This is a genomic window from Arthrobacter castelli DSM 16402, from assembly GCF_000430705.1.
Classification (GTDB): domain Bacteria; phylum Actinomycetota; class Actinomycetes; order Actinomycetales; family Micrococcaceae; genus Arthrobacter_C; species Arthrobacter_C castelli.
Genome location: NZ_AUMN01000023.1, coordinates 46556 through 73299 on the forward strand (window position 1 = coordinate 46556; position 26744 = coordinate 73299).

Annotated in this window: 22 protein-coding genes and 1 pseudogene; 10 read left to right on the forward strand and 13 right to left on the reverse strand. The window is 57.4% G+C overall.

Translation table 11 applies throughout. The features are described 5' to 3' along the window. Positions 1 to 473 precede the first annotated feature (473 nt). Complete coding sequence (locus tag H535_RS0118740) at positions 474 to 1901, forward strand: sulfatase family protein (protein ID WP_026820751.1); 1428 nt, start codon at positions 474 to 476, stop codon at positions 1899 to 1901. Positions 1902 to 1964: 63 nt separating this feature from the next. On the opposite strand, the gene H535_RS28660 is transcribed toward H535_RS0118740, so the two are convergent. From H535_RS28660 to H535_RS0118770, 5 genes are all read right to left on the reverse strand, one after another. Beyond that, positions 1965 to 2807 (reverse strand): class II fructose-bisphosphate aldolase, encoded by an 843-nt coding sequence (locus H535_RS28660; RefSeq protein ID WP_026820752.1) that lies wholly within the window; start codon positions 2805 to 2807, stop codon positions 1965 to 1967. Beyond that, positions 2798 to 3787 carry a 1-phosphofructokinase family hexose kinase gene (locus H535_RS0118750; RefSeq protein WP_035770166.1) on the reverse strand — a complete coding sequence of 330 codons (990 nt, stop codon included), beginning with the start codon at positions 3785 to 3787 and terminating at the stop codon, positions 2798 to 2800. The genes H535_RS28660 and H535_RS0118750 overlap by 10 nt, the downstream gene beginning before the upstream one ends. Continuing rightward, a complete protein-coding gene (locus tag H535_RS28665; RefSeq protein ID WP_081416810.1) occupies positions 3784 to 4731 on the reverse strand; it encodes an ROK family protein in 948 nt (315 codons plus the stop codon). Before H535_RS28665 ends, H535_RS0118750 begins: the two co-directional genes overlap by 4 nt. Positions 4732 to 4741: 10 nt before the next feature. Then, positions 4742 to 5659 carry an SIS domain-containing protein gene (locus H535_RS0118765; RefSeq protein ID WP_026820756.1) on the reverse strand — a complete coding sequence of 306 codons (918 nt, stop codon included), beginning with the start codon at positions 5657 to 5659 and terminating at the stop codon, positions 4742 to 4744. Positions 5660 to 5731: 72 nt separating this feature from the next. After that, positions 5732 to 6691, reverse strand: a complete 960-nt coding sequence (locus tag H535_RS0118770) for a DeoR/GlpR family DNA-binding transcription regulator (protein WP_245580382.1) — start codon at positions 6689 to 6691, stop codon at positions 5732 to 5734. Between the two features lie 216 nt (positions 6692 to 6907). Between H535_RS0118770 and H535_RS0118775 the strand changes: the two genes are divergently transcribed. From H535_RS0118775 to H535_RS0118800, 6 genes are all read left to right on the forward strand, one after another. Next, positions 6908 to 8386 carry an arylsulfatase gene (locus H535_RS0118775; protein ID WP_026820758.1) on the forward strand — a complete coding sequence of 493 codons (1479 nt, stop codon included), beginning with the start codon at positions 6908 to 6910 and terminating at the stop codon, positions 8384 to 8386. Further along, entirely contained in the window at positions 8383 to 9660 is a 1278-nt protein-coding gene (locus tag H535_RS0118780; protein ID WP_026820759.1) for an ABC transporter substrate-binding protein, read from the forward strand. Before H535_RS0118775 ends, H535_RS0118780 begins: the two co-directional genes overlap by 4 nt. 13 nt (positions 9661 to 9673) lie before the next feature. Continuing rightward, positions 9674 to 10615 carry a carbohydrate ABC transporter permease gene (locus H535_RS0118785; RefSeq protein ID WP_051299543.1) on the forward strand — a complete coding sequence of 314 codons (942 nt, stop codon included), beginning with the start codon at positions 9674 to 9676 and terminating at the stop codon, positions 10613 to 10615. Then, positions 10608 to 11465, forward strand: coding sequence for a carbohydrate ABC transporter permease (locus H535_RS0118790; protein WP_051299544.1), 858 nt, complete (start codon positions 10608 to 10610; stop codon positions 11463 to 11465). The genes H535_RS0118785 and H535_RS0118790 overlap by 8 nt, the downstream gene beginning before the upstream one ends. A gap of 111 nt (positions 11466 to 11576) precedes the next feature. After that, positions 11577 to 13388, forward strand: a complete 1812-nt coding sequence (locus H535_RS0118795; RefSeq protein WP_035770167.1) for a family 20 glycosylhydrolase — start codon at positions 11577 to 11579, stop codon at positions 13386 to 13388. 145 nt (positions 13389 to 13533) lie between these two features. Next, positions 13534 to 14751, forward strand: a complete 1218-nt coding sequence (locus tag H535_RS0118800; RefSeq protein ID WP_026820763.1) for a Gfo/Idh/MocA family protein — start codon at positions 13534 to 13536, stop codon at positions 14749 to 14751. Between the two features lie 882 nt (positions 14752 to 15633). Here H535_RS0118800 and H535_RS0118810 read toward each other — a convergent pair. The 7 genes from H535_RS0118810 to H535_RS0118840 all read right to left on the reverse strand — a co-directional run bounded on the left by H535_RS0118810 (position 15634) and on the right by H535_RS0118840 (position 22234). Beyond that, positions 15634 to 16785, reverse strand: a complete 1152-nt coding sequence (locus tag H535_RS0118810; RefSeq protein WP_026820765.1) for a Gfo/Idh/MocA family protein — start codon at positions 16783 to 16785, stop codon at positions 15634 to 15636. Continuing rightward, positions 16785 to 17096 (reverse strand): EthD family reductase, encoded by a 312-nt coding sequence (locus H535_RS0118815; protein WP_026820766.1) that lies wholly within the window; start codon positions 17094 to 17096, stop codon positions 16785 to 16787. Before H535_RS0118815 ends, H535_RS0118810 begins: the two co-directional genes overlap by 1 nt. Further along, positions 17097 to 17969, reverse strand: coding sequence for a phosphoenolpyruvate hydrolase family protein (locus H535_RS26645; protein WP_081416811.1), 873 nt, complete (start codon positions 17967 to 17969; stop codon positions 17097 to 17099). After that, entirely contained in the window at positions 17962 to 19191 is a 1230-nt protein-coding gene (locus tag H535_RS0118825; protein ID WP_026820767.1) for a Tm-1-like ATP-binding domain-containing protein, read from the reverse strand. The genes H535_RS26645 and H535_RS0118825 overlap by 8 nt, the downstream gene beginning before the upstream one ends. Positions 19192 to 19222: 31 nt before the next feature. Beyond that, a complete protein-coding gene (locus tag H535_RS0118830) occupies positions 19223 to 20050 on the reverse strand; it encodes a carbohydrate ABC transporter permease (RefSeq protein ID WP_026820768.1) in 828 nt (275 codons plus the stop codon). Then, positions 20047 to 20895, reverse strand: coding sequence for a carbohydrate ABC transporter permease (locus H535_RS0118835; RefSeq protein ID WP_026820769.1), 849 nt, complete (start codon positions 20893 to 20895; stop codon positions 20047 to 20049). The genes H535_RS0118830 and H535_RS0118835 overlap by 4 nt, the downstream gene beginning before the upstream one ends. Before the next feature lie 97 nt (positions 20896 to 20992). After that, a complete protein-coding gene (locus tag H535_RS0118840; RefSeq protein ID WP_026820770.1) occupies positions 20993 to 22234 on the reverse strand; it encodes an ABC transporter substrate-binding protein in 1242 nt (413 codons plus the stop codon). 273 nt (positions 22235 to 22507) lie between these two features. On the opposite strand from H535_RS0118840, the gene H535_RS26650 reads away from it, so the two are divergent. The 3 genes and pseudogenes from H535_RS26650 (at position 22508) to H535_RS0118860 (ending at position 26167) form a co-directional block, all read left to right on the forward strand. Next, on the forward strand, positions 22508 to 23716 hold the full coding sequence (locus H535_RS26650) for an ROK family transcriptional regulator (RefSeq protein WP_211236634.1): 1209 nt from the start codon (positions 22508 to 22510) through the stop codon (positions 23714 to 23716). A 45-nt stretch (positions 23717 to 23761) separates the two neighbouring features. Further along, a pseudogene (locus tag H535_RS29175) lies at positions 23762 to 24654 on the forward strand (IS5 family transposase). 121 nt (positions 24655 to 24775) lie between these two features. After that, positions 24776 to 26167, forward strand: a complete 1392-nt coding sequence (locus tag H535_RS0118860) for an IS1380 family transposase (protein ID WP_026820774.1) — start codon at positions 24776 to 24778, stop codon at positions 26165 to 26167. A gap of 253 nt (positions 26168 to 26420) precedes the next feature. On the opposite strand, the gene H535_RS0118865 is transcribed toward H535_RS0118860, so the two are convergent. Next, positions 26421 to 26744: transposase (locus tag H535_RS0118865; RefSeq protein ID WP_026820775.1), on the reverse strand; the 324-nt coding region annotated here is incomplete at its 5' end.

The window sequence follows — 26744 nt, forward strand, 5'->3', positions numbered from 1 at the left end:
CATGGGCATCTTCAGGTTGATGAGCATAAAGCGGCTTAGGAGTAAACTTTGCGGAAGAAGAAGGATCGTTCAATGGGAAGCAGTGTGGATACGGATTTGTCGCGGGAAGACGACTGCTCGGCTGTAGAGCCGGGCCAATGAGCCAGCTTCCATCACGACATTTATCCGCCCATCACCGGAGTGATGGATGCATGTACCAAAGATTGCTCGGTTATGTGGGTCCAGATGAACGATGGGGCCGGTCGCCGACTGATCCACTGTGAAAATGGATATTGCCTTGAAACGGTCGGAGAGCAAGGTTCTTGAGCTACACCCACGCTGGAGTTACATATTTATCCGTTACCACCCGCTAACAGCGAGCGTTGACCAGTCGAAAATCCATCCGGAGGGCTACCCGAACGCCGCGCCCGCTGGAGTCTGTTGCCATAAATACTTGAGGCGCAGGGTAGAGCAATATCAGAAGGGCTTATCGAATGACAGTTCTTGGAGTTGATGAATCGCGACGACCGAACGTTGTCTTAATCGTTTCCGACGATCACGGCTATGCAGACCGTGAGCGACTCGGCGTTCATGAGAACGTGAGGACTCCTCGTCTCGATCAACTCGCCGCTGAAGGCGTGACGTGTACGGACGCATATGTCAGTGCCCCGATCTGTTCACCTTCACGAGCTGGCCTGCTCGCCGGCAGCTATCAGCAGCGCTGGGGAGCCCAATGGTTTGATAGTTCGGCCGTGCCTCCCGAAGAGTTCCCCACTATCGCGGAACTTTTTCGCCAGGAACAGTACGCTACTGGATATTTTGGGAAGGTTCACTATGGAAACGAGCGCGACGGCGATCGAGGTGCTCCTCCTGAGCATGGTTTTGATGAATCTCTCTACGGACTCGCGGGGCAATCTATGGGTCGTTTGCATTATCTGCTCCATTCGTCGGAAGCTGCCCACCAGATGGGCGAGGAGGCAAGCGCTGTTCATGGTGTAGATGCCCTGTGGGAAGGGAACGGCACGAAAACTAGGCCGGCTGACGCTGACGGTTTTTTGACTGAAGTCCTCGGTGAGCGCGCGCGTCGCTTCATAACTGAGCATCAGCACGAGCCCTTCTTCACTTACATTGCGTTCAACGCGGTTCATAATTTTACGTGGCAACTGCCGGAAGATGAGCTTGAAAAGCGTGGATTACCGAAGCATGAGGACTGGTATCCGGGAACGGCAGACTATGTCGATTGGTACGACGGTGCTGTTTCACCGAATCTGCCCCATGGCCGTGACTACTATCTCGCACAGCTGGAACTTATGGATCTGGAGATCGGCAGAATCATCGATCAAGTTGATGCCCTTGGGTTGGGCCGCGATACTTTGTTCATATATTTGACCGACAACGGCGGCAGTATGTGCAATTACGGGTCGAATGAGCCGCTGCGAGGGTCAAAGTACACTCTGTTTGAGGGTGGTATCCGAGTTCCCTTCATCGCACGGTGGAAAGGAGAGCTGCCGGCTGGGGGCATCCATGACGGGTTGGTCAGTGCCCTGGATATCCTTCCAACCGCCCTGGCCGCAACGCGTGCAGAGCCTTCGACTTATGAAAATGTGGATGGCCAGGACCAGATGCCATTTCTCCGTGGTGAGCAGCACGGCTCACCTCATACAGAGCTGCACTGGGACTGTGGCTGGTCTTGGGCTGTACGGTACGGGGTTTGGAAGCTGATCTTCACTGAGACCAATGGTGAAGTAGCGGAGGCCCTACGGAAAATCGAGCACACAGAAGTTCCAGAACAACTCGTGCTCACGAACCTCTCCCAAGACATTTCCGAACAAACAAACCTTGCTTCGCAGTATCCTGAGTTGGTCGCGGAACTCACAACCTTACACCAACAGTGGAAATCCCGCTTCAAGGTTCGCGATTGATCTTCCAATTTTCGGTCGAGCCCACCGGTCTAGTTCCCGGTGGCGCGGTAGAGGTTTGAATTGCTAGTTTCGCTTTTTTGCAAAGAGGGATAACAATCGGGCGACCTCAGGGACGATGGCCTCCCGTCCGGCGCCAAGATACTTACGTGAATCGACTAGCGTGGGGTTGGTTTGAAGATGTTGACGCACAGAGCGTGTAAAGAAACCGTTTAAGTGGGTGGAAATATTGATTTTAGTCATTCCCGCCGCAAGAGCGTCGAGAATGTCTTCATCTGCAACGCCTGAAGATCCGTGGAGGACCAGCGGGACGTTTAATCTGCCGCGCAACTCAGATATTAACCCTAGGTTAAGTGTTGCACTTCGTTCTGTCATTGCGTGTGAAGAACCAACGGCAACGGCGAGGGCGTCGACACCTGTCGAAGCCACGAAATCGGCCGCTTCCGCGGGATCTGTGCTTACTCCGGGGGCGTGCGGGCCTTCTTTGCCGCCCACCTCGCCCAGTTCGGCCTCTACATAGACTCCTCGAGCATGAGCGTATTCACTAACACGTATAGTGGCAGTTACATTGGCCTGGTAGTCCAAGCTCGCTCCGTCATACATAATCGACCCGAACCCGAGGTCGACGGCCTCCAGCGCAAGCCGTTCGTCCTCGACATGGTCGAGATGGAGGGCCACAGGCACACCGGCTCGTCGAGCGGCGGACATCGAGGCAAGAGCCAGTGGTTCTAATCCACCGTGATACTTAACGCAGTTCTCAGAAATCTGCAATATAACTGGTAGGGCCGCCATCTCCGCGCCAGCGATTAGTCCCTCAAGGGTCTCCAAATGAATGATATTGAACGCTCCCAGACCGGTACCTGCGTCCACTGCTTCGTTCATTAAATCTCTCGTGGATGTCAGGGGCATGGAGATTTCTCCTTAGTGATAACCAACTGTTGTTGAAGCTCCATATAGTTTTGTGAAATTTCTCCTGCTCGCGGCATCAGCACCGCTGCAGCTGACCACGCCGTGGCGGTGCACAGTATTTGCTCCACGTTTTCGACGCCCGAAGCCAAGGCTGCGGAAGCCGCTGCGACGGATGCATCGCCGGCGCCAGTCGGGTTCCCATGCAGTGGACGCGGCAGCCGGGCGTGCCAGTAGTGCTGGCGAGCTTCAGATGTGAAAGCCAACATTCCCTCTGCCCCCATGCTGACCAAGACACGGTGGGCACCGAGTTCAATGAGTTTCTGTGCAGCGCTGCACAGATCCGTCTCTCCCATGGCTTCGACCAATTCATGGCTGTTCGGCTTTAACAGGTCAGCTCCGGCTCGTGCAGCATCAATGAGCTGTTGGCCGGAGGTGTCAATGATCGCGAACATCTGGTGGGCATGCGCCAACTTGACCAGCATTGGGTAGAAATCAACCGGAGCGTTGGGGGGAAGACTGCCGCAGCCCACGAGCACACCTGGATTGGAGCCTCTTTCGGCAGGATTCTCCAACATACCGACGATGGCCGATCTCAAAGCCTGCCATTCTTTCTCATTCAGCGCTGCACCAGACTCATTCAAGATACTAGTTTGATCATTGACTGTGTCGACCAAAGCAATCGTTCGTCGCGTTTGCTCTTGGATAGGGACCAAAATGTGCGGGATTCCACTGAGTTCAAGATCAGCACGAATTTGAGACCTGGGAGTGTCCTCAACAGGTGCTATTGCCAGTACGCGGTGGCCCATGTGGTGAGCTACTCGTCCCACATTCAGTCCTTTGCCGCCAGCGCGATTCAGCGGATTGGGCACCCGGTGGCTCTGCCCAAGCTGAAGGTCATCGATCTGGTATGTGACATCTATGGCGGGATTGGGCGTCACGGTAATGATGTCGAGGGCACGGTTCGTTGACGACGATCTCATCCGGACCGTCCAGTACTGCAGTGCAGACGTTTCTCCATCTCACGTGTTCTTAGGGCTGCGCCGATAAGACCGGCCTCTTGACCGAGCATGGCCGGGATAATGCGCGGACGCCGTTGGCACCCAAGAAGCTCATTTGTTTTGCGTCGCAGTGGAACAAATAGGGCGTCGTCGGCGCGTGAGAGCCCTCCCCCAATAACGATTATCTCCGAGCCCAGCGTGGAAACACACTGAGCAATACTGAACCCCAGTGCGTCTATGGCCTCGTTCCAAACTTGACGTGCATGCTGCGCCCCGTTCTTGGCCAACCGCAGTACCTCACGAGCGCCGTCCACTTGATCGCCGGTTATCAGCGTGTACCTGGCCGCAATCGCACCAGCTGACCCAACAGCCTCCAATATGGTCATTTCTCCGGGCCGCTTTGGATCCGGTACAAGGGAGTGGCCCAGCTCTCCAGCATAACCATCACCGGTGAGCCGGTGGCCATCGCAAAAAAGGGCACCGGCGATGCCGGTACCGACCACCATTACGACGGCTTGCTTTGCATGCTGGGCTGCGCCGATCCGAAATTCGGCATCGCCGGCGGCGCGAACGTCGTGTCCGAAAACTACCGGCATTCCCAGCCGCGTTCGTGCCCGCGTTGCAAAGGGGAAGTCCTTCCAGCCGAGATTTGCCGAATACTTACCTACTCCTGCGGCCTCATCCACGAGCCCGGGTACGACGAGTCCTATTGCATCGAAGGGATGATCGGGGTATCGCACCTGGTAAGACTGCACGAGAGCACAAACTGCGTCGAGCAGCGCTTCGCCCGGATTAGTAGGGTCACGAGGTGAAGCCAGCCGCTGCAAGCCGATAATACGATTGGAGGGCAAAATGATGCCGACCTTCATGTCCGTTCCACCGACATCGAGGGCCAGCACGGCTGAATTACCCATCCAGGAACGCATGCTCAGTCACCTATGCGTCCAGAATAACTGAGCGGGCAAGATTACGTGGTTGATCGGGATCGAGTCCCCGTGCACGGGCACGCTCCAGCGACACTTTCTGTGCGCGCACTAGTTCCGCCAGCGGAGCAGAATTACGGTGGATGTACAGTGCGCCTGTCCTGGTAACATCGGTGCCCAAGTCACTCGATTCTTCACCAAAAAGCCACGTAACACGGCCCGGGCCGGCAATAGCTATAGGCCCGTGGCGATATTCCATCGCGGGATAGGATTCGGTCCACGATTGCGATGCTTCACGCATTTTCAGCGCGGCTTCGTGGGCGAGGCCGATAGTCCAGCCGCGCCCCAGGAAACTGAATTGCTCCGCGTCGATGAGTTCCTGGGGCACCGGTTCAGCCACGGCGGTGCGAGCGTCAGCAATGACCGGGCCCACATCATAGCCCATTGCCGACTGTAGGTATAGCAATGTAGTCGTAGCGAAACGCGTTTGCACCACGGATTGCTCATCGGCGTATGGAAGTTCCACGACAGTATCCGCTATTTCCGTGAGTGGTGAAGCCGCATCACCCACTATGGCACCAGTGCGTACCTCCCCCTTAAGGTCTGTTAGAGTTTCGAGCACCTCGGTCGTGGTGCCGGAACGGGTAATGGCCAGAACCTTGTCGTAGTCCCTGTTGATAAAGGCTTCAGAGGCAGTGAATGCGTCAGTAACTCCCAGCCCCATAGATTCACGCATAGAGGCATAGGACTGGGCCATGAACCATGAAGTGCCGCAGCCAATAACTGCGACCTTCTGACCATTCAAAGGAAGCAGGTCCTCGGCTTCGCTCATTGCCTCACGGATGGCACGCTCCCATATCTCGGGCTGGGACGATAACTCGGCGTCCATGTGGAATCCAAGATCAGATAAATTGCCATGTGGGTCGTTCATGAAAGGTTCTCCGTTTCAAAGGGATACGAATTATTGATATGCTCCACTTTTGCGATTCGTTGGCTGCACACCTCATGGTGAATTGCTCGTTGCGACGATTACATCGACCTCCCATGACCGCAGTTCACGCGCAAAAGCATCATCCACGCCGGAATCGGTGACCAATGTGTCAATTTGTGACCAGTCGCAAACCCTCACAAGGGACCGATGCCCCATCTTCTCTGACGTCGCTACGACGACAACACGCTCGGCGCGCTTTACCATTGCCGAATTAATTTCAGCCTCGCCATCATGATGTGCCGAAACGCCCCCTCTCAGCGTCAGTCCATCGACGCCTAATATGAGGACGTCGATCCAAAGTTCCTGAAGGACCAGTTTGGCGAGAGGCCCGACTTGCTCGTAGGAGTTCGGGCGTGCGACACCACCGAGAGTGACAGTACGAATATGCGGTCGAAGAACCAACTCTGTCGCGATATTCAGTGCATTGGTCACCACCGTTAGAGCTGGACGATCTGCCCGGTCGGCCAAATCGGACCGGAGCCCCAACTGTCGGGCTGTCGCCGACGTCGTCGTCCCGCCGTTCAAGGCTACAACGCTACACGCGGGGACAAGTCGGCTTGCAGTCGTGGCAACCTGTTGCTTCGCACGACTGACGTCACCATCTCTGTACTGAACCGGAAGGTCGTAAGCGCCTGCGGTAGCGACGACACCACCGTGAGTACGGGTTACCAATTGCTGAGCTGCCAAAGCTGTGAAATCTCGGCGAATAGTCGCCGGCGACACCGACAAGGCCTCCGAGGCTCCCGCGACCGTCAATTGACCTCTGTCTGAAAGCAAGCCGAGGAGAGCCTGCCAGCGTTGTGGCCTACCAAACGAACCGTCCATGTAAATATTCTGGCCACCCTCGGTCGTGCCCGCTGGCGAAGATGACGGCTTAGCGACTACTTCATCACTAGTCATCAGACTCTCATTCTCCTCGACTACCCCGTCCCCGGGGAACAACTTGGATGATGCCACCTTCAGCTGCATCATTGAAACCGCTCCACTCTAGACTTTCACATTTGATTAGTATAAGCGTTGTTCGAGCAGTTTCGAGCATTGACAGTCAGAAAGCGCGCATATAGCGTTTGATCGTAAACCGGGGGTCGAAGTCGTAAGTTCCGGTTGTACTGGAAGTGCCAATGCTTCCCGGACGCTGGTGTCTTCGTGGGGAACTGATGAAGCACATAACTCGAATGGGAGTTCATCGTGGAACGTCCAAACATTGTTTTGATTTGCGTTGACCAGTGGCGCGGTGACGCTTTGTCTGCGGCAGGCCACCCAAGAGTGCACACTCCCTATCTGGACCAGCTGGCAGCCGTGGGCACACGATTCAGTCGTGCCTACTCGGCTACTCCAACATGCGTCCCGGCGCGGGTAGCGCTAATGACTGGACAGTCACAAGAAGCGCACGGACGGGTTGGCTATAGCGACGGCGTCAGTTTTGACGAGGCACATCCGGTGACTATGCCGCGCGAGCTACGGAATGCCGGCTATCAGACTCAGGCGATTGGCAAGATGCATGTCTACCCGGAACGCTCGCGAATTGGCTTCGACGATGTCCGGCTGCACGATGGGTACCTGCATTACTCACGACGCCGCCACGACCGGGACCTGCGCCAGATCGACGATTACCTACCCTGGTTGCAAGCACAGGCCGGAGTGTCGGCCATCGAGGACTATACCGACCATGGACTGAGCTGCAATTCCGTGGTCGCGCGTCCGTGGGACAAGGGCGAGGCATTACACCCCACGAACTGGGTTTCAACCGAGGCTATCTCGTGGCTGTACCGTCGCGATCCGACCGTACCGTTTTTCCTGTACCTCTCCTTTCACCGACCGCACTCACCGCTCGATCCGCCCCAATGGGCCTTCGACCAATATCTCAACAGACCCCCACGGGAGCGGATCGTGGGGGACTGGACCGACGCGTATGAGACGCATCGGCGTGACGGTGCCCATGATGCCTTCTTCGGACGGCAAGATGAATGGACCCACCACCGCGCTACTGCCGGCTATTACGGGCATCTCTCCCACATTGATCAACAAATCAATCGGTTTCTGGAAGCGCTGTGGGAGATGCGCCTCCGGGAAAATACAGTCGTCATCTTCACCTCTGATCACGGCGACATGATGGGGGACCATGACATGTATCGGAAGGGCTTTCCATACGAGGGGTCAGCACACATTCCCTTTATCATGTCGGTGCCGGAGGGATACGGCGAGCGTGGCACAGTGGTGGACGAAGTCGTTGAGCTCCGCGACATCATGCCAACCCTGCTCGACATGGCCGCGGCACCCATTCCAGAGTCCGTAGACGGTGAAAGTCTTACCCCCTTTCTACGTGGAGATAGTTCTGTCTCCTGGCGCAAAGACTTGCACGGCGAACACACTTTGCTGGGGCAGTCGCTGCAGTGGGTGACAGACGGCAAGGCAAAGTTCGTTTGGATGTCGGGGGAGGGACAGGAGCAGTTCTTCGATTTGGTTAACGACCCAAACGAGACCGTGAACCTGATCGAGGATCCATCCTGGAGCGTCGAATCTGGAAAGTGGCGCCAGCGGCTCATTGACCATCTTAGGGACAGAGAAGAGGGGTACGTGAAAGACAACCGCCTCGTCATCGGGCAGCAACCGGCCACCATGCTGTCACACGTAGAAGACAACTTGAAAGTTGCGGGATCGTCATGAGTTCCACTCTGAACCGAAGAACATTCTTAAGCACGGCCGCAATCGCCGCCATGGGTGCTAGCGCCGCAGGATGTTCCAACCCTAAACCTGGAGGAGGGCCGGGAGGCTCGCTGGCATATACGTTTTGGGATCCGAACTTTATGGAGTCGAGCACAAAGCTTATTTCAAAATTTGAGGCGAAGAACCCGAAAATCGACGTAGAAATAGCGCAAATTCCCATCACCCAGTATTGGACACGGCTTCAAACCACATTTACGGGTGGGAACGCGCCTGACATAGTTACGATGAACGGGCCAAATTTTCAACTGTACGCGTCAAATGACAAATTGATGCCGCTTGACAGAAGGATCGCTTCCGACGACGTAAATCTCGCAAAGTATCCGTCGAATTTGAACGAACTCTACACTTACGAGAATACTCAGTACGCTATTCCCATCAACTTTTCCACCATCGCTCTTTGGTACAACAAGAACCTCTTTGACGATGCCGGGGTCGCGTATCCGAACGAAGCATGGACTTGGGACGACCTGAAGGACGCTGCGGAAAGAATCACCGATCAACGCAGGGGAATTTATGGGATATCACCTGGAAGCCCAATTTCAATGGCGCAGGAGAACTACTACAACACGATCCTTCAAGCCGGCGGATATATAATTTCCGATGACGGCCGACACTCGGGGTTCGACGACAAGCGGTCTATTGAAGGACTTAAATTTTGGCGGGACTTCATGAAGGAAGGAGTATCGCCCTCATACGCGCGAATCTCCGAAACCGACCCCACACAAATGTTCCAGAGCGGACAAGTCGCGATGTACTACGGTGGCTCCTGGCGGGCTCCGCAGTGGCGACAAGCGAATATGGACGCCGTTGATCTTGCGCTCCTGCCAAGTGGGCCGGTAGGGCGTCAGTGCACGGTCCACGGGATGTCATATGCGGTTGCGGCTGGCTCGGCAAACCCTCACGATGCATGGAACCTTCTGAAGTTTCTAACCAACCAAGAATCACAGGCGCTGTTCGCGCGAGCAGGCATATTGATCCCTGCCCACGCTGACAGTCAAAATATCTGGCTTGAATCGATGCCGGAATACAATCTCAATGCGTTTATCGAAATGCTTGACCATGCTATGCCTTATCCCGTTTCAGAGAACACGCAAACCTGGCAGACTCAAGCCATCGAAATACTTGCTCAAGCATGGGCCGGACACGAGTCCATGGAAACGGCAGCAGAAGAGCTGGCCGCGAAAATGAACGAATCGCTGGCAGTGGAAGAATAAGGCGGAATAGCCGATGACGACTGAGACTCAAGTAACTGTTCCGCGGAATTTAAGTCTTGTAACAGCGAAAGGTCGCAAACGTAAGAAACGAGACACGCTTGCTGCGATCATTTTTATTGGACCAATGACGCTGGGACTTAGTATATTCTATCTGTGGCCCCTCGTACGTACCTTCTTTTTATCGTTCACTAAATGGGGAGCGTTCGGGGGGACGGAATTTACTGGCCTGGAGAACTACGAGCGCCTTATTAACGATTCGGATGTATGGCAGGCGTTACTCGTTTCATTCGGGTACACGGGCATCGTGCTTCTCGGCATCCCGGTGGCTATCGTAATGGCAGTCTTGCTCAATCAAAAAAACCTAAAGTGGCTGACAGGCTACCGAGTGCTGTTCTTCCTGCCAGTCGTCACGATGCCAGTTGCAGCAGCCTTAGTATGGCGCCTGCTATACAACGGCCGGTACGGCGCAATCAATTACATCCTGAGCTGGTTTGGAATCGATGGTCCTAGCTGGCTTACCCAACCAGGACTCGCGTTGGTAGCTATCGGAATCGTCGGGGTGTGGCTTCTGCTCGGACAACAAATCATCATATTGTTGGCCGGACTTCAGGGGGTGCCTCGGACCCTTCTTGAATCAAGCGCTATTGACGGTGCCAACGCGGTCCAACGGTTTCGCTATGTGACTCTTCCGCTGCTGACTCCATCGATTTTCTTCGTTGTCGTAATTACAGTGATCGGTTGCTTACAGATGTTCGACCTTGTCTTTGTGATGCTCGAGCCCGGTAACCCTGCATTGGCGAGCACAAAAACGATTGTATACTATTTTTATCAAGTCGGTTTTGTCTATAACGACCGAGGCTACGCGGCAGCTATAGCGTTCCTTCTAATGGTCATTATTTTCATTTTGACGGCGCTTCAGTTCCGTTTGCAAAAACGATGGGTGCATTATGAGTAGAAAGCCAGAGCGTACGGATGGCGTGGAACGGAAGTTCACTAAACCGAAATATTTAGTGCATCTGACTTTACTGGTTGCCGTCATCGTGATGATTTCGCCGTATTTGTGGCAGCTGGCGACGTCGCTGAAAACCTTTGAAGAATCTGTTCAGGTTCCGCCGACAACTATCCCGGATGATTTCTACTTCGAAAACTACTCGACGATCTTTGAAGTAATCCCATTTGCTTCGATGATGGGTACAACGATCGCGATGACTGTGGGCCGGATCATCGGTCAGTTGGTTGTCATCACATTAGCTGCCTATGGCTTTGCTCGCTTTGAATTCCCAGGCAAGAACCTGATTTTCCTTGTGTTTCTATCGGTGATGATGGTGCCAGACGAGCTTCTAATTATCCCCCAATATGAGATCATCCAGTCTCTGGGATGGCTCGACACTTTGCCTGCGTTAATCGTTCCCCGTATTTTCTGGGTGTTTGGGCTTTTCTTGTTGCGGCAGTTCTTTCTTACGTTGCCATTGGAGATTGAGGAGGCGGCCAGAATTGATGGCGCGGGACGTTTTCGAACCTTTTGGTCGGTGGTCTTGCCTTTGGCGAAGCCGGGGATGATCACGTTAGCGATCTTTTCATGCTTGTTCTCTTGGAAGGAGCTGCTTTGGCCGCTTATCGTGATGAGCTCTCCCGACAAAATGCCGGTTTCAGTGGGTCTGGCTACCCTGCGTGGTTCATTCTTTGTCGACTATCCGGTATTGATGGCCGGCTCTACACTGGCAATGTTGCCGCTAATTCTGGTGTTCATTTTCTTGCAGCGGCATTTCATCGAGGGCATTGCAACGACCGGCGGTAAGGCGTGAGAGGGGCTTCGTGGTTTTTGTTCAGTTGTGTTCGGGCCACTTCCAATGCCCGGGCTGAAAGCGCAGCAAAAATGCGCGGTCTACAACCATGACTAACTGATCGGAATCCCCTTGTCTGTAGCAGATGTTCTATTTCCTAAACCGCGCTGGTACAAGGAACATGAAGAGGCAGGCCCCACAGCTCATACTCCATTGATTGTCGAGGTCGACAAGGCGCTACCTTCGGAGGGCTTTCGGCTGCAGACCAACCGGACACGCATTCGCCTTCAGTACCGGGACAGCAGGGGCCTTCGCTACGGGCAGCGAGCGCTTGAGCAGATGCGCTCGATGGGTGACTTTTCGAGTGTGTCTGTCAGTGTTGAGGATTGGCCAGATTTTGCAGTTCGTGGTTGCATGCTGGATGTCAGTCGAGATCGGGTGCCAACCCGGCGAACGCTGATTCGACTCATCGATCTGTTGTCGCTTGCGCGTATCAACCAATTTGAGCTCTATACCGAGCATACGTTCGCTTACGCTGGACACGATGTTGTTTGGGAGCAAGCGTCGCCACTCACTGTCGATGACATTCACTGGCTTGATGACCAGTGTGCTGCACGGGATATCGACCTGGTGGCAAACCAAAACACATTAGGACACATGGAACGGTGGCTTAAGCATGAGCCGTATCGGCACCGGGCCGAACAGAGGGCCGGGTTTGTACGGTTGGGAAAACACCATGAGGCCAGCACCCTTGCACCTACGAGGGAGAATGCTGATTTTGTTGTAGGACTACTCGAAGAACTGTTGCCGCTGTTCCGAACCAAGCGCGTGAATATCGGGGCTGACGAGCCATGGGAGCTCGGTCTGGGCGATAGCGCTGCTGAAGTAGCTAGTCGGGGTCTGGCGGCTGTCTATTTCGATTACGTTTCCTGGATTGTCCGTCCCTGGACAGAGCGTGGATACCAGGTCGAATTTTGGGCGGACATTTTCGGTGAACATCCCGAACTCATGGGGCAGGTCCCCGCTGGGGCGATTCCGATCGTGTGGCAGTATGACTCCCCGTCGCTTACCCGCGACGCTTTTGAGCGGGCTTCTGATGAACAACGTGCACGCTGGTCGAGCATCGGTCTCGATGTTGAAGGATTACAACTAGGGTTCCGCGGCAGTGCCCGAGTGTTGACCGAGGCAGGCGAGAATTTTTGGGTCGCGCCCGGCACCGGCACATGGCACTCATTTACGGGACGTATAGACAACGCTGTCGAAAACATGATTGACGCTGCAGAGATAGGTCTGGATTACTCGGCTGGCGGGTATATCAACACGATCTGGGGTGACAATGGCATGTATGATCCCCCTTCCGTCTGGTTCGGACCCGCGCTCTTCGGTGGAGCAGTGAGTTGGTGTCTCGACACTAACCGTGAGCTGGACATAGCTGAGGTGCTTAACGCCCACGTGGTCATGGATCCTTCGGGCATTCTAGGCCGAGTTCTCGTGGAAATCGGACGTGCAGCGAGGGCGCTCGATGCCCCACTGCTCAATGGCAGCCAGCTCTTTACGGTGTTGAATGAAGGCGGTGACCTTGTCGAAGGGGAGTGGCCGGATGTGGCGGGTATCGAGAATGCCGATAGTATCCTCACGCAATGTCTGCAGGATCTTGATTGCGCGGAGCCGGCAGCTCTCGATGGCAGCGTGATGATGAGTGAAACAAGACAGGCGATTATGTTCGCCCGGTTCGGAGCTGATCTACTACGCCTACGCCCTGGAGGTATACACGTATTGCCACCGCGACGAGCCCAAGCCTTACTGAATCGACTCGACTCGCTGCTTGAAGGGCACCGCCAGACGTGGCTGCTTCGCAGTCGCCCCGGTGGTCTCGATGACAGCGTGGCGAGAATGGGGGCACTCCGCCGTGTTTTGGTGTCAAAGGCGACCATGTCCCCGTGAGCGAATCAAACAAAGTTTCCTAACCCCGCAACATCGGATGGAAGGTTCCGATAGGTGCAGACGTTCGTCGGCAGCCCATGCGCTGCGCTACGTCAACATGACAACGATTTGGTGACAAGCAGGATGCGATTCTAGGAGAAGCCCATTGGTCAGCAGCAGGACAGACTTACGTCTCGGCGTTATCGGGTTGGGTGCACGGCATCAGCTTGCATCATTAGCGCATAACCCCGGCAATGGTTCGCGCATTGTCGCAGTCTGTGATCCCATCACAGCTCGTCGGGAGAGCGCTAGGAAGACCTTCGGAAACGATCTCGTGATGGCATCTAATCATCGAGATCTCCTCAACATCCGGCTTGACGGTGTCTTCATCATTACCCCGGATGCGACGCATGCGGAACTGGCCATTGATTTCCTCCAAAGCGGCATCGCGGTATATATCGAGAAGCCGCTGGCGATTACCACTGATGAGGCTGACCGAGTGCTCCAAACGGCGCAGTCCAGCGGCACGCCGCTCTATGTCGGCCACAATATGCGTTATATGCCTTTCACGCGCTTAATGCGCGACGTCATTAGCAAAGGTGATATCGGTGAGGTGAAATCCATTTGGTGCCGGCACTTCGTCGGCCATGGCGGCGACTACTACTTTAAAGATTGGCACGCGGAGCGAAGCAAAGTTACCAGCCTGCTCCTACAAAAAGGCGCTCATGACATCGATATAATCCATTGGCTCGCTGGTGGATACACCAATCGGCTTAGCGCCTTCGGGAACCTTTCTGTCTATGGACAGATCGAGGACAGATCCGATCGCAGCAGCCAGGTCATGCAAGATTGGTTTAGTGAGAGCAATTGGCCACCGCTCGCCCAGCAGGGTTTGAACCCGCTAATTGACGTTGAAGATCTCAGCGTAGTAAATCTTCAACTTGATAATAACATCATTGCAACGTACCAGCAGTGCCACTTCACCCCCGACTACTGGCGCAATTACACTGTTATCGGCACTGAGGGACGGCTGGAAAATTTTGGTGACGACAAAGACGCGACCATTAAAGTTTGGAACCGCCGTTCCAACTATCGGGCAGAGGGAGACAAGGAGCTGGCAGTTTCGGAGGAATCTGGTACACACGGTGGTTCCGACCGACGCATCATCACCGAGTTTTTAGATTTCCTGCGTGGCGGGTCACGCACCGAGACCTCGCCGGTTGCCGCGCGCTATGCTGTCGCCACTGGTGTTGCAGCAACAGAGTCATTACGCGCTGGCGGGACCGTGGTCACGGTGCCGCACTTAGCCCCGGAATTGAATAGTTACTTTGAATGCATTCAAAAGACGGATCAGATAAAAGATCGTTTCAAGCGAAATTCATAGGCGACAGCACCGGTGTCGAGGTGGGCTACTAGGACAACCGCCAGGCTAAGATGAGGTTTGTACACGAAGCTGCCACTGTCCTGTACATGATCAGAGACGCGGCGCCAACGGGTCCGCTCTGCTATGGGAAGCACGACTTTAGAGAGCTCCTCCGGCCATTCCGGTCCGCCGAAAACTATTGCTTCAAGATCGAGTGCATTCGCAAGGTTCGAGGCAGCTCGTCCGAATGCACGACCAACTGACTCCAGCAACTCTCGGCAGAACCGGTTCCGGACTCCGCAAGTTCCGAGAGCCGGGCGATGGCCGCTGCCACTTCGATCGGGTCTTTCGTGCTCACGGAGTGCCACCTCGGCCGCGGATGGTCGCCGACCGTCTAGCGAGCGAAAAATTGCCCGCCAACGGCAGAATTGAAGGCTACGGATTCCGAGACGGGCTGTGGTCTGATTCCCCCACAGTCGAGCAACTCGACGATATTTCCCGGGATGTCCCCATCGTGCTGGTCAGCGGCGACTTGCAAGCGCATTTCGCTCGAGGTCGCGCTGTCATCTTCAGCCCGGCGCGGGAGCCTCGTGCGCGAGGGCGACCCCGCAGACTTGGTGATCACCGACGCTGACCCGTTCCAGGCGGATACCAAAACTCTACGAAATACGCCTGTTGCGGGCACGTTGTTGGCAGGACGCTGGACCCATCACACGCTCTAGTTGTACTCAGGCAGTAGGTGGTTGACACCGGTTGATGGGTGGTCTCCCCCGATCGCGCTGTGCGTCCGGTGGTTGTTGTAGAAGTCTAACGATGCTGTCAGTGCTTCGGCACATTCCTGGTTTGAGGTGTAGGGAAACCGGCAGGCCCAGCCCTTCTGCAGACAGCACTCGGCAATTTGAGTCAGTACCGCGGCACTGTGATTCGTTCGCCATCCTGGAGTGCTGACTGATGTGCACAGATGCCGGGTGCTGTCCAAGCCGCAGAGGTTGCGGTGTCGATCATTGGTGGGCGGTTTTCCATGATACTGGAGATGAACTCATGCACCAGATGCGGGTGGGAGCCCCCATGGGCGGGCACCTTCGTAGGCGTTCCTCCAATGGGCGTCGGGACCTGGTAAGGCCGCAGATACTTTACCAGTGATTTCGGCAGGCGCGTCTCGCCGTCGTCGAAATCCAAAGTCCCGACAGAGGACCTTCTCCCGCGGAGGCCCGTGTCTGATTGTTCAGGATCCAGGGGAAGCAGTTCGAACATCCGCATCGGATCATCGTCCAGGGCCGGCCACTCGACACTCCGCTTGCTGCCGTAAACATTGAAGCCTTCAATGTAGGGTCGTGCGGTTTGGAAGAATGACATGGTGATATCAGCGACCGCTTCGGTGTTGCTGAGCCTGAACAATCCGACTTCGGTGGGAAAGGGATTGTCGTACTCGCCGCCGCGTCTTTCATTAGTGAGCCGTCCGGTGCCGTAGGCGACCACGTCCTGAACGACACTTCCCGTCAACTGCAGAACGGGGGAGAGGGCGTGGGTCAGGTACTTCATTGGGGGATAGCCGAGCCAGTAGTGAGGATAGCCATCAAGGTTCTGCACATGGATGCCGTCGTACAAGGTGAGTTGGCCAAGATCCCCGCTCTCGTGCAGTGCGGTGAGGCCTCGGAACTCGCGGGAGTACACGGTGGTTTCCATCATCATGTAGGTCATGCCTGTCGCGGCTTGGACGGCAAGGATTGCCTCCAGCTCATCGAGCTCGGTGGCCATGGGCACAGCACAGGCACAATGCTTGCCCGCTTGCATGGTGCGGATCGCGTAGTCGGCGTGAAATTTCACCGGTGCCAGAATGTGGATGGCGTCCCAGTGTTGATCGGTCAGCACATCGTCAAAGTCCCGATACCGGTGTTTCACTCCGTAGCGGTCGCCGATGTCGGTCAGGCGCTGGACATCCGGGTCGACGATGCCGACGTCGCCAACATGGGGGTGGTCGCGGTAGATGGGCAGGAAGTCCTCGCCAAAGCCCAGGCCGACGACGGCGATATTCAGTGTGGTTGGGTTCGTCATTAAAGAACTGTCTCCTCGTTGCCGTACAGGAAGGTGACGCCGCCAGTAGCGAAGTTGTCGACGTCGGCCGCGGCGGCTTGGCCTTCATCAGAGGTGAGGACGGCGTCCATGGATTTTTCGTCGGCCGCGTACAGGTCTGCGATGAGATGGACCGCTGGCGCCATATCGCCGTCCTGCTGTCCTACCCACGTCAATGTCCACCGGGTGAGACCGCGCATTCGTTTTGCGATGGGGATATGGACCTCCCTGTAGTAATGGTCAAAGGCTTGTAGATCAGTTGGAGTGCCGTACAGAATACTGACTCGATACATTCAGCTGTCGCCTTTCGAACGAGATGCCGCGCCGTTCTGCGGTTGGTTGCGGGTAGAGAGGTCGACAAAGCGCCGCATGCGGTCCACCATCGCGACCTCGGTCGGTAACCGCTCCATGCTGGAGGCGCCTAAAAAGCCGTGTACTCCTGCGACATTCGACAGAATATACTCGGCGTCTTCAGGTCCAGCGATGGGCCCGCCGTGACAGAGCACTGTTGCGTTCGGGTTGTGGTGTGCGATGACTTTCTGCAGCTCCGACACCCGCATCGCGGCGTCGTCCAATGTCATAGCGGTTTGGGCGCCGATCATGCCGGACGTGGTCAGTCCCATGTGGGGGACAAGTATGTCTGCTCCCGCTTCCGTCATAGCGCCGGCCTCGTCCTCGTCGTGGACGTATGCCATGGTCATCAGCCCGCGTTCGCGTGCGAGGCGGATCATCTCCACCTCTTTACCGAAGCCCAACCCGGTTTCTTCGAGATTCGCCCGGATAACGCCGTCGAACAGGCATACGGTGGGATAATTCTGCACGCCGGTAAACCCCATCCGCTGCACCTCGTCGAGGAACTGCGGCATGGAACGGAAAGGATCCGTACCGCAAACTCCCGCGAAGACCGGGATGGATTCCACGACGGGCAGCACCTCAGCGCCCATCTCCATCACGATGGCGTTCGCGTCACCGTAGGGCATCAACCCGGCCATGGAGCTGCGGCCAGCCATCCGGAACCGGCCGGAGTTGTAGATCACGATCAGGTCGAGCCCGGCCGCCTGAGCGCACTTGGCCGACAGGCCGGTCCCGGCGCCGCCGCCAATGATCGCTTCGCTGTTTGCGACCTTGCCGGCTAGTCTGGCGCGGATGGGGTTGTCATCAGTCATTTATTGCTTCTCCCATGTAGTTAATGACGACGTCGGCAGCAGCTTCGGCCACCGCTGGATCATTGATGTCGCACTCAAAGGTGCGCACGTCGATGGTGTCCCGCAGACCCGCGGTGAGGGAATCGATGAGCGCGGCATCGGCCGCCGGATCGTGAAACGGCTCCCCGGGTGTGGACAGCATGGAGAATCCGCCGGCGGGGATCAGCACCGTCACCGGTGCCGTGGCGGTGTTGAGCTTCTCAGCGATGTGGCGTCCGAGCTCCGCGGATTCCTCTTTCGTAGTGCGCATCAGCGTCACTTCCGGATTGTGTTCATGGAACAGCCGATTGGCGAACTGTGCAGGGACAGACGATGCCGGCCCGAAGTTGACCATGTCCAAGGCACCCAGGCTGACAACCTGCGGGATTCCAGCCTTGCCTGCGGCCGTGAGCCGTTCTGGTCCGGCGGAGCAGACGCCACCGACGAGATCATCGGCGAGTTCCGTCGTCGTCATATCTGCAACGGCAGCGAAGGTTCCGGAGCGGATGAGTTCCTCCATGGTCTGTCCGCCGGTACCGGTGCAGTGGAAGGTCAAGGGTTCGAGTCCTGCTTGCTCCAGTTGTGTGGCCAGCTGGGCTCCGCACGGGGTGGTGACGCCGAACATCGAGACTGCTACAGCTCTGGCCGCACCTTCTGCGCCAGTGAAGGGTGACCGAACCATCCCTGCGCATGCCTTAGCGGCATTGGCGAGGACCGGTTTGGAGATTCGGTTGAGGCCATTAATGTCGACGACGGGATTCACCAGGATCATGTCGGTATGCCCGACATAGGGGCGGGTATCGCCGGTGGCCATGGTGGAGACGAGGACCTTGGGAAGGCCGAGCGGCAGGCGGGCACATGCGGCGGCAAAGATGTAGGCGGCGTTTGAGCCGCCCAGGGCCAACGTGCCGTCGACATCTCCTGAGACGACCAAACCTTCCAGGATTAAGGCTGCGCCGTCGGCCATGGTTTTCATGCCGGGACCACGCTCGTGCTGCTCCTGGAGCCGGTCGAGGCTGGCTCCCGCCGTTGCTGCCACTTGGCGCCGGGAAATGTCCGCCGCTATCTGCGGCTCACCGAGCACACCGGTGTCGATCAGCAGCGCGTCGCACCCCTCGGCATGCAGCTGATCTCTGACGAAGCCGTACTCCGTTCCCTTGGTGTCGAGTGCGCCGAGCAGCGCGATGGTCGCCGTCGTCGTCATGGTCCTCCTCTCTGGTTGATGCGTGTGCCGGCTACTTCACGGCCCCGCGCAGCATCCCCTCGGAAAGCCGCTTTTGACTGAACAAGAAGACGATCAGGATGGGCAATGTGGTCAGCACTGCCAGGGCCATCAGCCGGTTCCATTCGGTTCCGTAGAGACTGATCTGCTGGGCGAGGATGGAACTGACTGGATAGCCATCCGGGACGGACAGCAAGGTCACGCCATAGATGAATTCGCCCCAGGTGAGCATGAAGACCATGACGCAGACCGTGACGATGCCATTGCGGGCCAACGGCAGGACCACGGAAACGAATGTCCTCCAGAAAGAGGCGCCGTCGACGATTGATGCTTCTTCGAGTTCGATGGGGATGCTCTGGATGAAAGGCCGCAGCAGCACAATGGCGAAGGGCAGGAACAGCGCAGCGTCGGCGAGGATCAACCCGGAAATTGTGTTCACCACATGGAGCTGTGTCAGCACGCCATAAAGTGGGATGACCGCCATGGCTTGAGGCACCATCTGCAGCACGATGATGAGGATCAAGAGCAGGGTGGTGATTCGTGCCCAGATCCGGTGTTTGCTGCGCACCAGTCCGTATGCGGCGGGGACTGCGAGGGCAATCACCACGGTCGTGGTCCCCAGCGCAACCTGCGTCGAGTTGATTATTGCGGGCCAGGCGTCGCCGGCAACTGTTTGATATGCGTCCAGTACCGGGGCGAAGATGAAACCTGATGGGTTCGCCAGAATGTCGGACTGCGACTTGAACGACGTCATCACCATCCAGAGCAGCGGAAAGGCGTAGAAGAACACCAGCGCCGCACGGCTTATGAATCCCCCAACTGTTGATCTGCCCGGGTTCATAGCTGAAGTTCCCTTCTGGACGCGCGTGCGTAGACAAGGGCGACAATCACCACGAACACCATGGCAATGGTGGCAATGGTGGCACCCTGACTGAAGTCGAGTTTGGTGAACGCTTCGCGGTAGGCAAGGTAGGGGAGCGTCGCACTTGAAGTTCCCGGCCCGCCTTTGGTGAGGACGTAGACGAAGTCAAAGCTCCGGAAGCCATACATGACTGTCAGAATCGCCAAGATGGTTAATGTGGGGCGGATCAGCGGGAGGTTGATTTGGAAACGGATGCGCCATGGTCCGGCACCGTCAATCGCCGCCGCCTCTACGATCTCCTGGGGGACACTGAGTAAAGCAGCCCGAATTAGCATCACGGCGAAGGGAATGCTGGCCCAAGAGGCGACGAAGGCTACGGTCCAGATGGCGTAATCCGGGCTGCCCAGCCAATTCACTGATTCGATGCCGGCGAGGCCCAATGTGGTGTTGATCAGGCCGTTTTCGTTGAACAGAAAACGCCAGATGTTGCCAATCACGACCGGCGGCAAGGCCCAGACGAAAATCATGATGCTCTGAATGAACATGTCACTCTTCCACGCCCGGGCCAGCAGGTTCGCCGCCAGGAAACCGATGATCAAGTTGGCAGCCAGCAGGGCGATGGTGAACAGCAGGGTGGCCCACGCTGACTTCCACAATTGCGCAGACTGGAACGCCTCAATGTAGTTGCTGAAGCCGACCCAGTCCCACCCGCCGATCAGATTGGACGGCCGGACCTCGCTGACACTCATCCGGAGCAGCTTGAACAACGGCCAGATCGACAGCACGGCCAGAAAGACGACGGCTGGAACGGCAAACCACGCCATCTTCGGACTGTGGCCGACGCCGAAAGACCTGTGGTTGCCTCGTGGAGTCCCTGGCCGGTTGGCAGTGTCGATCGTACGGGTTTCGCGGGTTTGGGAATTAACAGTCACCGGTCCCCTTTTCGAATGCAGTCTTGACGGCAGCGGCCATCTTGTTAGCAGCCTTCTTCGGAGGAAACGCATCCGCCAGCATTGAGCTGTAGATCGTTCCCACGGCGGTTTGAGCCTCCAGAGTCCGGCTGTTTTCCGGCCAAGGCTTGAGATGGTCTTCATTCATTGCCGTTACGAAAGGCTCGGACAGTTCCACCTGCTGGACGGCTTCGCGGCTCCGTACCTTCGGACTGGGCGGCAAGGCGCCCACCATTTCAAAGGTTGTCAGCTGCGAACTCGGTTGCAAGTAGGTTTTGATCAGCTCCCAGGCCAAATCCGGGTTGTCGGCGAACCGTCCGATGCCGATCGACTCACCGGCAAAGGTGGAATACGAGCCCTGCGGGCCGGCGGGGATCAGGGACGTACCGACGTCGAACTTAAGCGGGGACTGCTCGAGTGAGGCCATCTCCCAACTGCCACCGATCGCGAAAGCATAATTTCCGGTCGCGAAAGCATCGAAGGCTTGGTTCTGGTCCAGGGTCGTGACGTGCGGCGCCAACAGACCATTCTCCTGCCAACGGTCCACCATTTTCATCGCCTTCACCGTTCCGCTGGACTCAATATTGCAGTAGTTCGCGCCGTAACCGAGCATCCAATGAATCGCCTGCCAAGCAGTTGGAACTTGCGGCGCTCCGGCCATGGCCATGCCGAAGTTCTCAGACTCCCGGATCACTTTCGTCATAGCTTTTTCGAGTTCCTGCACGGTATCGGGCGGTTCGATTCCGTGCTTGTTAAGAATCGATTTGTTGTACCAGAAACCCAGATTGTTGAAGCGCCACTGAAGGGCCAGAACTTCCGAACCGTCGGTCCAAATGGCTTCATCCTGCAGATTCTCCCGCAGGGCGCTGTTGTCCAGCTGTTCTGACAGATCCGCATAGACGTCTGCGCCGGCGAGCAGGTCGAAATCGGCCACCGGGTTTCCAATAATGACATCGGGACCGGCTTTGGTTCCGGCGGCCGCAACCAGCTTCGGCCCGAACTCACTGAGCGGGATGTTGACGACCTTCACTTGGACACCGGGGTTCTGCCGCTCGAACTTTTTGTTCAACGCCACCATGGAGGGCTCGTCTGTGCCGACGTAACTCCACATCACCAGCTCGTCGTCGGCGTCCACCGCGTTGAACGTCGATGGCGTGAACACGCAACCGGTCAGCACCGAACACAGCGCGGCGGCGACCAGCCCGAGTGCCATTCGCTGAACTATGCGTTGTCTTACTGGTTTGCTCATCCGAAGCCGACTTCCATCTCTACTGTCGCATTGCTGCAACTGTTGTCATCCGTTGACCGACGCTTCGACTTGCTGGCTGAGAGCCGCAACCACTTACGTCGATGAGAGTTATATGTGAGGTAAATTATGTTGATGTTCAACATAAACAGAGAGCGTTGGAGAGTGTCAAGGGTTTTTAGTGAGATCCGTTCGATAAAATAAGTCTGACCGGTTTCGGTCCGGAAGGAGCGCACACAATTGATTCAGTCCCAAGAAGTACCAGGGCAGGACGCCGCTTTCGTGTCCGCACGAGTGACGCGTACAGGAGAGGTCCTCGACCTTGTTCGGTCGGGACTGACAACGATTTCAGCTTTAGCCGCCCGGCTTCAGGTATCCCGTTCCACAGTGACGGAGCGCGTCGATTTACTGATCAAGCATGGTTTGCTAAGGACCGACGGGGAGGCACTCGCTGGAAGGGGGCGGCCGGCGACCTCCTTCGTGTTTAATCCGGCATCACATGTGATCCTTACTGCCCAGCTTGGAATCCAGGGAACGCGGATAGCGGTAACCGACCTGGCCGGAACGGTGTTGAGGGGACGGACGATGAAGCTCGACTTGAGCGTAGGGCCGGAAGTCGGTCTCGATTTTCTCTTGGCCGAATTCAGGGCGCTACTGGACGAAGCTGACCGCTCCATCCATCAGATACATGGCATCGGTATCGGTATCCCCGGCATCGTTGAATTGGAAATGATCAAAGACCAGTCCACAGAAGAATTCGGACTGTGGATTGATTACCCTGTTGCCCGCCAGACGAGCGAAGCATTCGGGGCGCCGGTCTACCTCGATCACGATGTCAATCTGCTGGCTCTCGGTGAGCATGCGGCGCACTGGTCCGACGCTGGGGTATTCCTTTGCATCAAGGTCGGCACCGCAATTGGGTGTGGAATTGTAATTAATGGCCAAGTCATCCGCGGCGGTGCGGGTCATTCCGGTGAAATCGGGCATACCAAGGTAGCCAACAGGGATGCGCAATGTGCTTGTGGAAACGTGGGATGTCTAAATGTTGCGGCCAGTGGACGAGCGTTGGTCGATACGTTGACGGACGCGGGGGAGGTAGTCAGCACTGCCGATGAGGTTGTGGCCCTGGCACGGGCGGGAAATGTCAAGGCAAACCAAGCCATCCGCGGTTCTGGCCGGGATATTGGCGATGTGCTCGCCGGTATCGTTAACCTGCTCAGTCCAGACGTTGTTACCTTCTGGGGTCACTTGGCCGAGTTGCCCGAGCAGTTCCTTACCGGAGTGCGGGAGTCTGTCTATAGAGGTGCAGTTCCGGCGGTGACCCGGACGTTGACCTTGGAGAAGGCCCGGCTGGGTGAGGACTCGGGAATGCGAGGCGCTGCCTTATTGGTAACAAGTCAAACGCTACGGCCGGAAGCGGTGGACCGATATATGGCGGTTCATGGCTAGGGCGTGCCTCCTTATCTGCGGGGCTTTGGCGGACAGGCTGGGAGTATGGCTTGTCGCAATGTACTCAGTGATGATCAGTGGTCGTTGATCCAGCCGTTGTTGCCCTCTTCGCATGGGCGGCCGGGCCGCCCGTTTGGTGATGACCGGAAAGGTTGTGGAAGGCATTATTTACCGGTTTCGGTGCGGTATTGCCTGAAGGGATCTGCCCGCGGAGTTCGGCCCGCGGCAGACGGTGTGGAAGCGTCATCGACGCTACAGCGGTGATGGCACGTGGGACCGCGTGCTGGGTTCGCTGCTGGGAGATGCTGACCAGCTCGGTTTGATTGATTGGGCGATCTCGGTTGATTCGACGGTCAACCGTGCCCATCAGCATGCGACGAACCTGCCACGCCACACAGGGGGCACCGTCGAATTACAAGGATTTGTCGATCGAGCCGGGTGACCACGCGGTCGGACGGTCCCGTGGCGGGCTATCGACCAAGATCCATTCGCTCGTTGATGGGGCCGGACGCCCGCTGGTGGCGCTGGTCGGGCCAGGCCAGTCCGGGGATGCGCCCATGTTTCCCCACCTGATGGATCACTTGAAAGTCTCCCGGCCAGGGCCGGCCCGCACCCGTCCGGAGAAAGTCCGCGGCGATAAAGCCTACTCATCACGGGCCATCCGGACCAGCCTGCGCAGTCGGAACATCCAAGCTGTCATCGCCGAACCGGCAGATCAGGCCGGACACCGCCGCCGCAAAGGCCGCAAAGGCGGTCGGCCACCGGCCTTCGATGCCGAGGACTACAAGCGCCGCAATGTCGTCGAACGAGCCTTCAACGTCTACAAACAATGGCGCGGCCTGGCCACCCGCTACGACAAACTCGCCCTGACCTACCGCGGCGGCACCGTACTCAGAGCCATCACCATGTGGACCAACCTATTAGGAGACACGCCCTAAGCCTGGATCCACCGATCGGGTTGAGTCCGTTGCGGCGCGTTAAAACGGAAATGTCCCTCTGATCAGGGAAAATAGTAATCGGCGAAGAAACTATTGCACTGGTCAAAAGGACATCTCGTAGATGCAACTCTCTCACACTCCGCCGGTGGCCACGGCGACGTTCGACGACCCGAATCTCGTGTCATCGGCCGGTCTCGTCCCGGCGGTGAAACTCGCGGCCGATGCTGGCCTGGGCGAGTTGGCCGGCAAGCAGCTGACGGTGCCGACGGACAAGGGTGCCAACGCAGGGTCGAAAGTCGCCTCATTGGTCGCCGGAATGGTCGCCGGCGCCGACTCGATCGATGACATGGCCCTGCTCAAGCACGGTGGCACGGGCAAGATCTTCACCGGCCGGTACGCCCCGTCGACGCTCGGCTCGTTCCTGCGGTCTTTCACCTTTGGCCATGTCCGCCAGCTCGACGCGGTCGCCTCCCGCGTGTTGACCGGCCTGAGCACGCGCGCTCCACTGCTCACGCATGATCCGGATAAGTACGCCTGTGTTGATGTCGATGACACGATCGTCGAGGTCCACGGCTACCAGAAGCAGGGTTCCGGGTATGGATACTCCGGTGTGCGCGGACTGAACGCGATGCTGGCCACGGTCACCACGGCGGACTCCGCGCCGGTAATCGTCGCTCAACGACTGCGTAAAGGCCAGGTCGGCTCCCCGCGCGGGGCCGGTCGGCTGATCGGTGACGCGCTGGCGGCCACCGGCCGCCTCGACGGCACGGCGGGGGCGCGGATGCTGGTGCGGGCTGACTCGGCCTACTACGGCCACGCTGCCGTGCAAGCGGCGATCACCGGCGGGGCCGACGTGTCGGTCACCGTGAGGATGGACCCGGCCGTGAAGAGGGCCATCGCCGCCATCGACGACGACGCCTGGCAGAGGATCGAGTACACCGACGCGATCTACGACGAGGACACCGGCGCCTGGATCTCCACCGCCGAGGTCGCCGAGATCGACTTCACCGCCTTCACCTCGAAGAAGAAAAGCCAACGTATCCCCGGTCGGCTGGTGGTCCGTCGCATCCCGGAACTGAATCCAAAGGATGCCGAGCAGCCGACGCTGTTTGACACCCACCGCTTCCACGCGTTCTTCACCACCAGTGATCTCGAGACCGTCACCGCCGACAAGATCCACCGGGCCCATGCGGTGATCGAGCAGATCAACGCCGATCTGAAAGACAGCGCCCTGGCACATCTGCCCTCCGGGAAATTCAATGCCAACGCCGCCTGGCTGGTGCTGACCGTCATCGCGTTCAACCTCACCCGGGCAGCGGCAACCCTCGCCGGTGCCGGCCTGGCCAAGGCGACGACGGGCACGATCCGGCGCAAACTGATCAGCGTCCCGGCCAGAGCCGGGACCTCAGCGCGCCAAGTCATCCTGCATCTACCCCAAGACTGGCCGTGGGAGTCCGCCTGGACGAACCTGTTCACCAGCATCAACGCGCCACCACGGCACGCAGCAACCTGACCGACCAGCCGAGACCGGCCCGAGACGAGGACTCTTCAGTGGAACATACCGGGCAGCGAGGCCCCGCCACCACCCCTGCCCGAAAGCCGCCAGCACAGCCGAAATCAGATCAGAAGCTCATTCCAAACCTCATCGGTGGATTGAGGCTAAGAGATCCCGCCAATAGGTGGTGGCGTGTCGGTGAAGTAGGGCAGGCACAAGCCCTGTTAAACACGGATTGGTCAAAGAATTCGCGTTTGTTGGCTCTTCGCATTTAGGCATGGTTAGCGGTTTTTCGCCGGTAGGGGCGGTGGCCGCCGGCGGCCAGTAGGCATCTGAGCCTGTAGTTGGCGAAGTTGCGGAATCCGCGGGCGATACGGCGGGTGGTTTCGATGACGCCGTTAATCGCTTCGGTGGGACCGTTTGATGCTCCTCCGGTATCGAAGTAGGCCAGTATCGCACTCTTCCACGCCCGCAGGCTCCGTCCGAGGCGGGCGATCTCAGGGATCGGGCACGTGGGGAACGAGGTCAGTATTTCGGTGACCAGTTGCCGGCCCCGGGCAGGGCTGGCGTGGTAGACGGCCCGCAGCTTCTGGTA

Coding starts and splice junctions, on each gene's coding strand:
- H535_RS0118740 (WP_026820751.1), top strand. CDS start 474: ATGACAGTTCTTGGAGTTGATGAATCGCGACGACCGAACGTTGTCTTA.
- H535_RS28660 (WP_026820752.1), bottom strand. CDS start 2,807: ATGCCCCTGACATCCACGAGAGATTTAATGAACGAAGCAGTGGACGCA.
- H535_RS0118750 (WP_035770166.1), bottom strand. CDS start 3,787: ATGAGATCGTCGTCAACGAACCGTGCCCTCGACATCATTACCGTGACG.
- H535_RS28665 (WP_081416810.1), bottom strand. CDS start 4,731: ATGCGTTCCTGGATGGGTAATTCAGCCGTGCTGGCCCTCGATGTCGGT.
- H535_RS0118765 (WP_026820756.1), bottom strand. CDS start 5,659: ATGAACGACCCACATGGCAATTTATCTGATCTTGGATTCCACATGGAC.
- H535_RS0118770 (WP_245580382.1), bottom strand. CDS start 6,691: ATGATGCAGCTGAAGGTGGCATCATCCAAGTTGTTCCCCGGGGACGGG.
- H535_RS0118780 (WP_026820759.1), top strand. CDS start 8,383: ATGAGTTCCACTCTGAACCGAAGAACATTCTTAAGCACGGCCGCAATC.
- H535_RS0118785 (WP_051299543.1), top strand. CDS start 9,674: ATGACGACTGAGACTCAAGTAACTGTTCCGCGGAATTTAAGTCTTGTA.
- H535_RS0118790 (WP_051299544.1), top strand. CDS start 10,608: ATGAGTAGAAAGCCAGAGCGTACGGATGGCGTGGAACGGAAGTTCACT.
- H535_RS0118810 (WP_026820765.1), bottom strand. CDS start 16,785: ATGACGAACCCAACCACACTGAATATCGCCGTCGTCGGCCTGGGCTTT.
- H535_RS0118815 (WP_026820766.1), bottom strand. CDS start 17,096: ATGTATCGAGTCAGTATTCTGTACGGCACTCCAACTGATCTACAAGCC.
- H535_RS26645 (WP_081416811.1), bottom strand. CDS start 17,969: ATGACTGATGACAACCCCATCCGCGCCAGACTAGCCGGCAAGGTCGCA.
- H535_RS0118825 (WP_026820767.1), bottom strand. CDS start 19,191: ATGACGACGACGGCGACCATCGCGCTGCTCGGCGCACTCGACACCAAG.
- H535_RS0118830 (WP_026820768.1), bottom strand. CDS start 20,050: ATGAACCCGGGCAGATCAACAGTTGGGGGATTCATAAGCCGTGCGGCG.
- H535_RS0118835 (WP_026820769.1), bottom strand. CDS start 20,895: ATGGCGTGGTTTGCCGTTCCAGCCGTCGTCTTTCTGGCCGTGCTGTCG.
- H535_RS0118840 (WP_026820770.1), bottom strand. CDS start 22,234: ATGGCACTCGGGCTGGTCGCCGCCGCGCTGTGTTCGGTGCTGACCGGT.
- H535_RS0118860 (WP_026820774.1), top strand. CDS start 24,776: ATGCAACTCTCTCACACTCCGCCGGTGGCCACGGCGACGTTCGACGAC.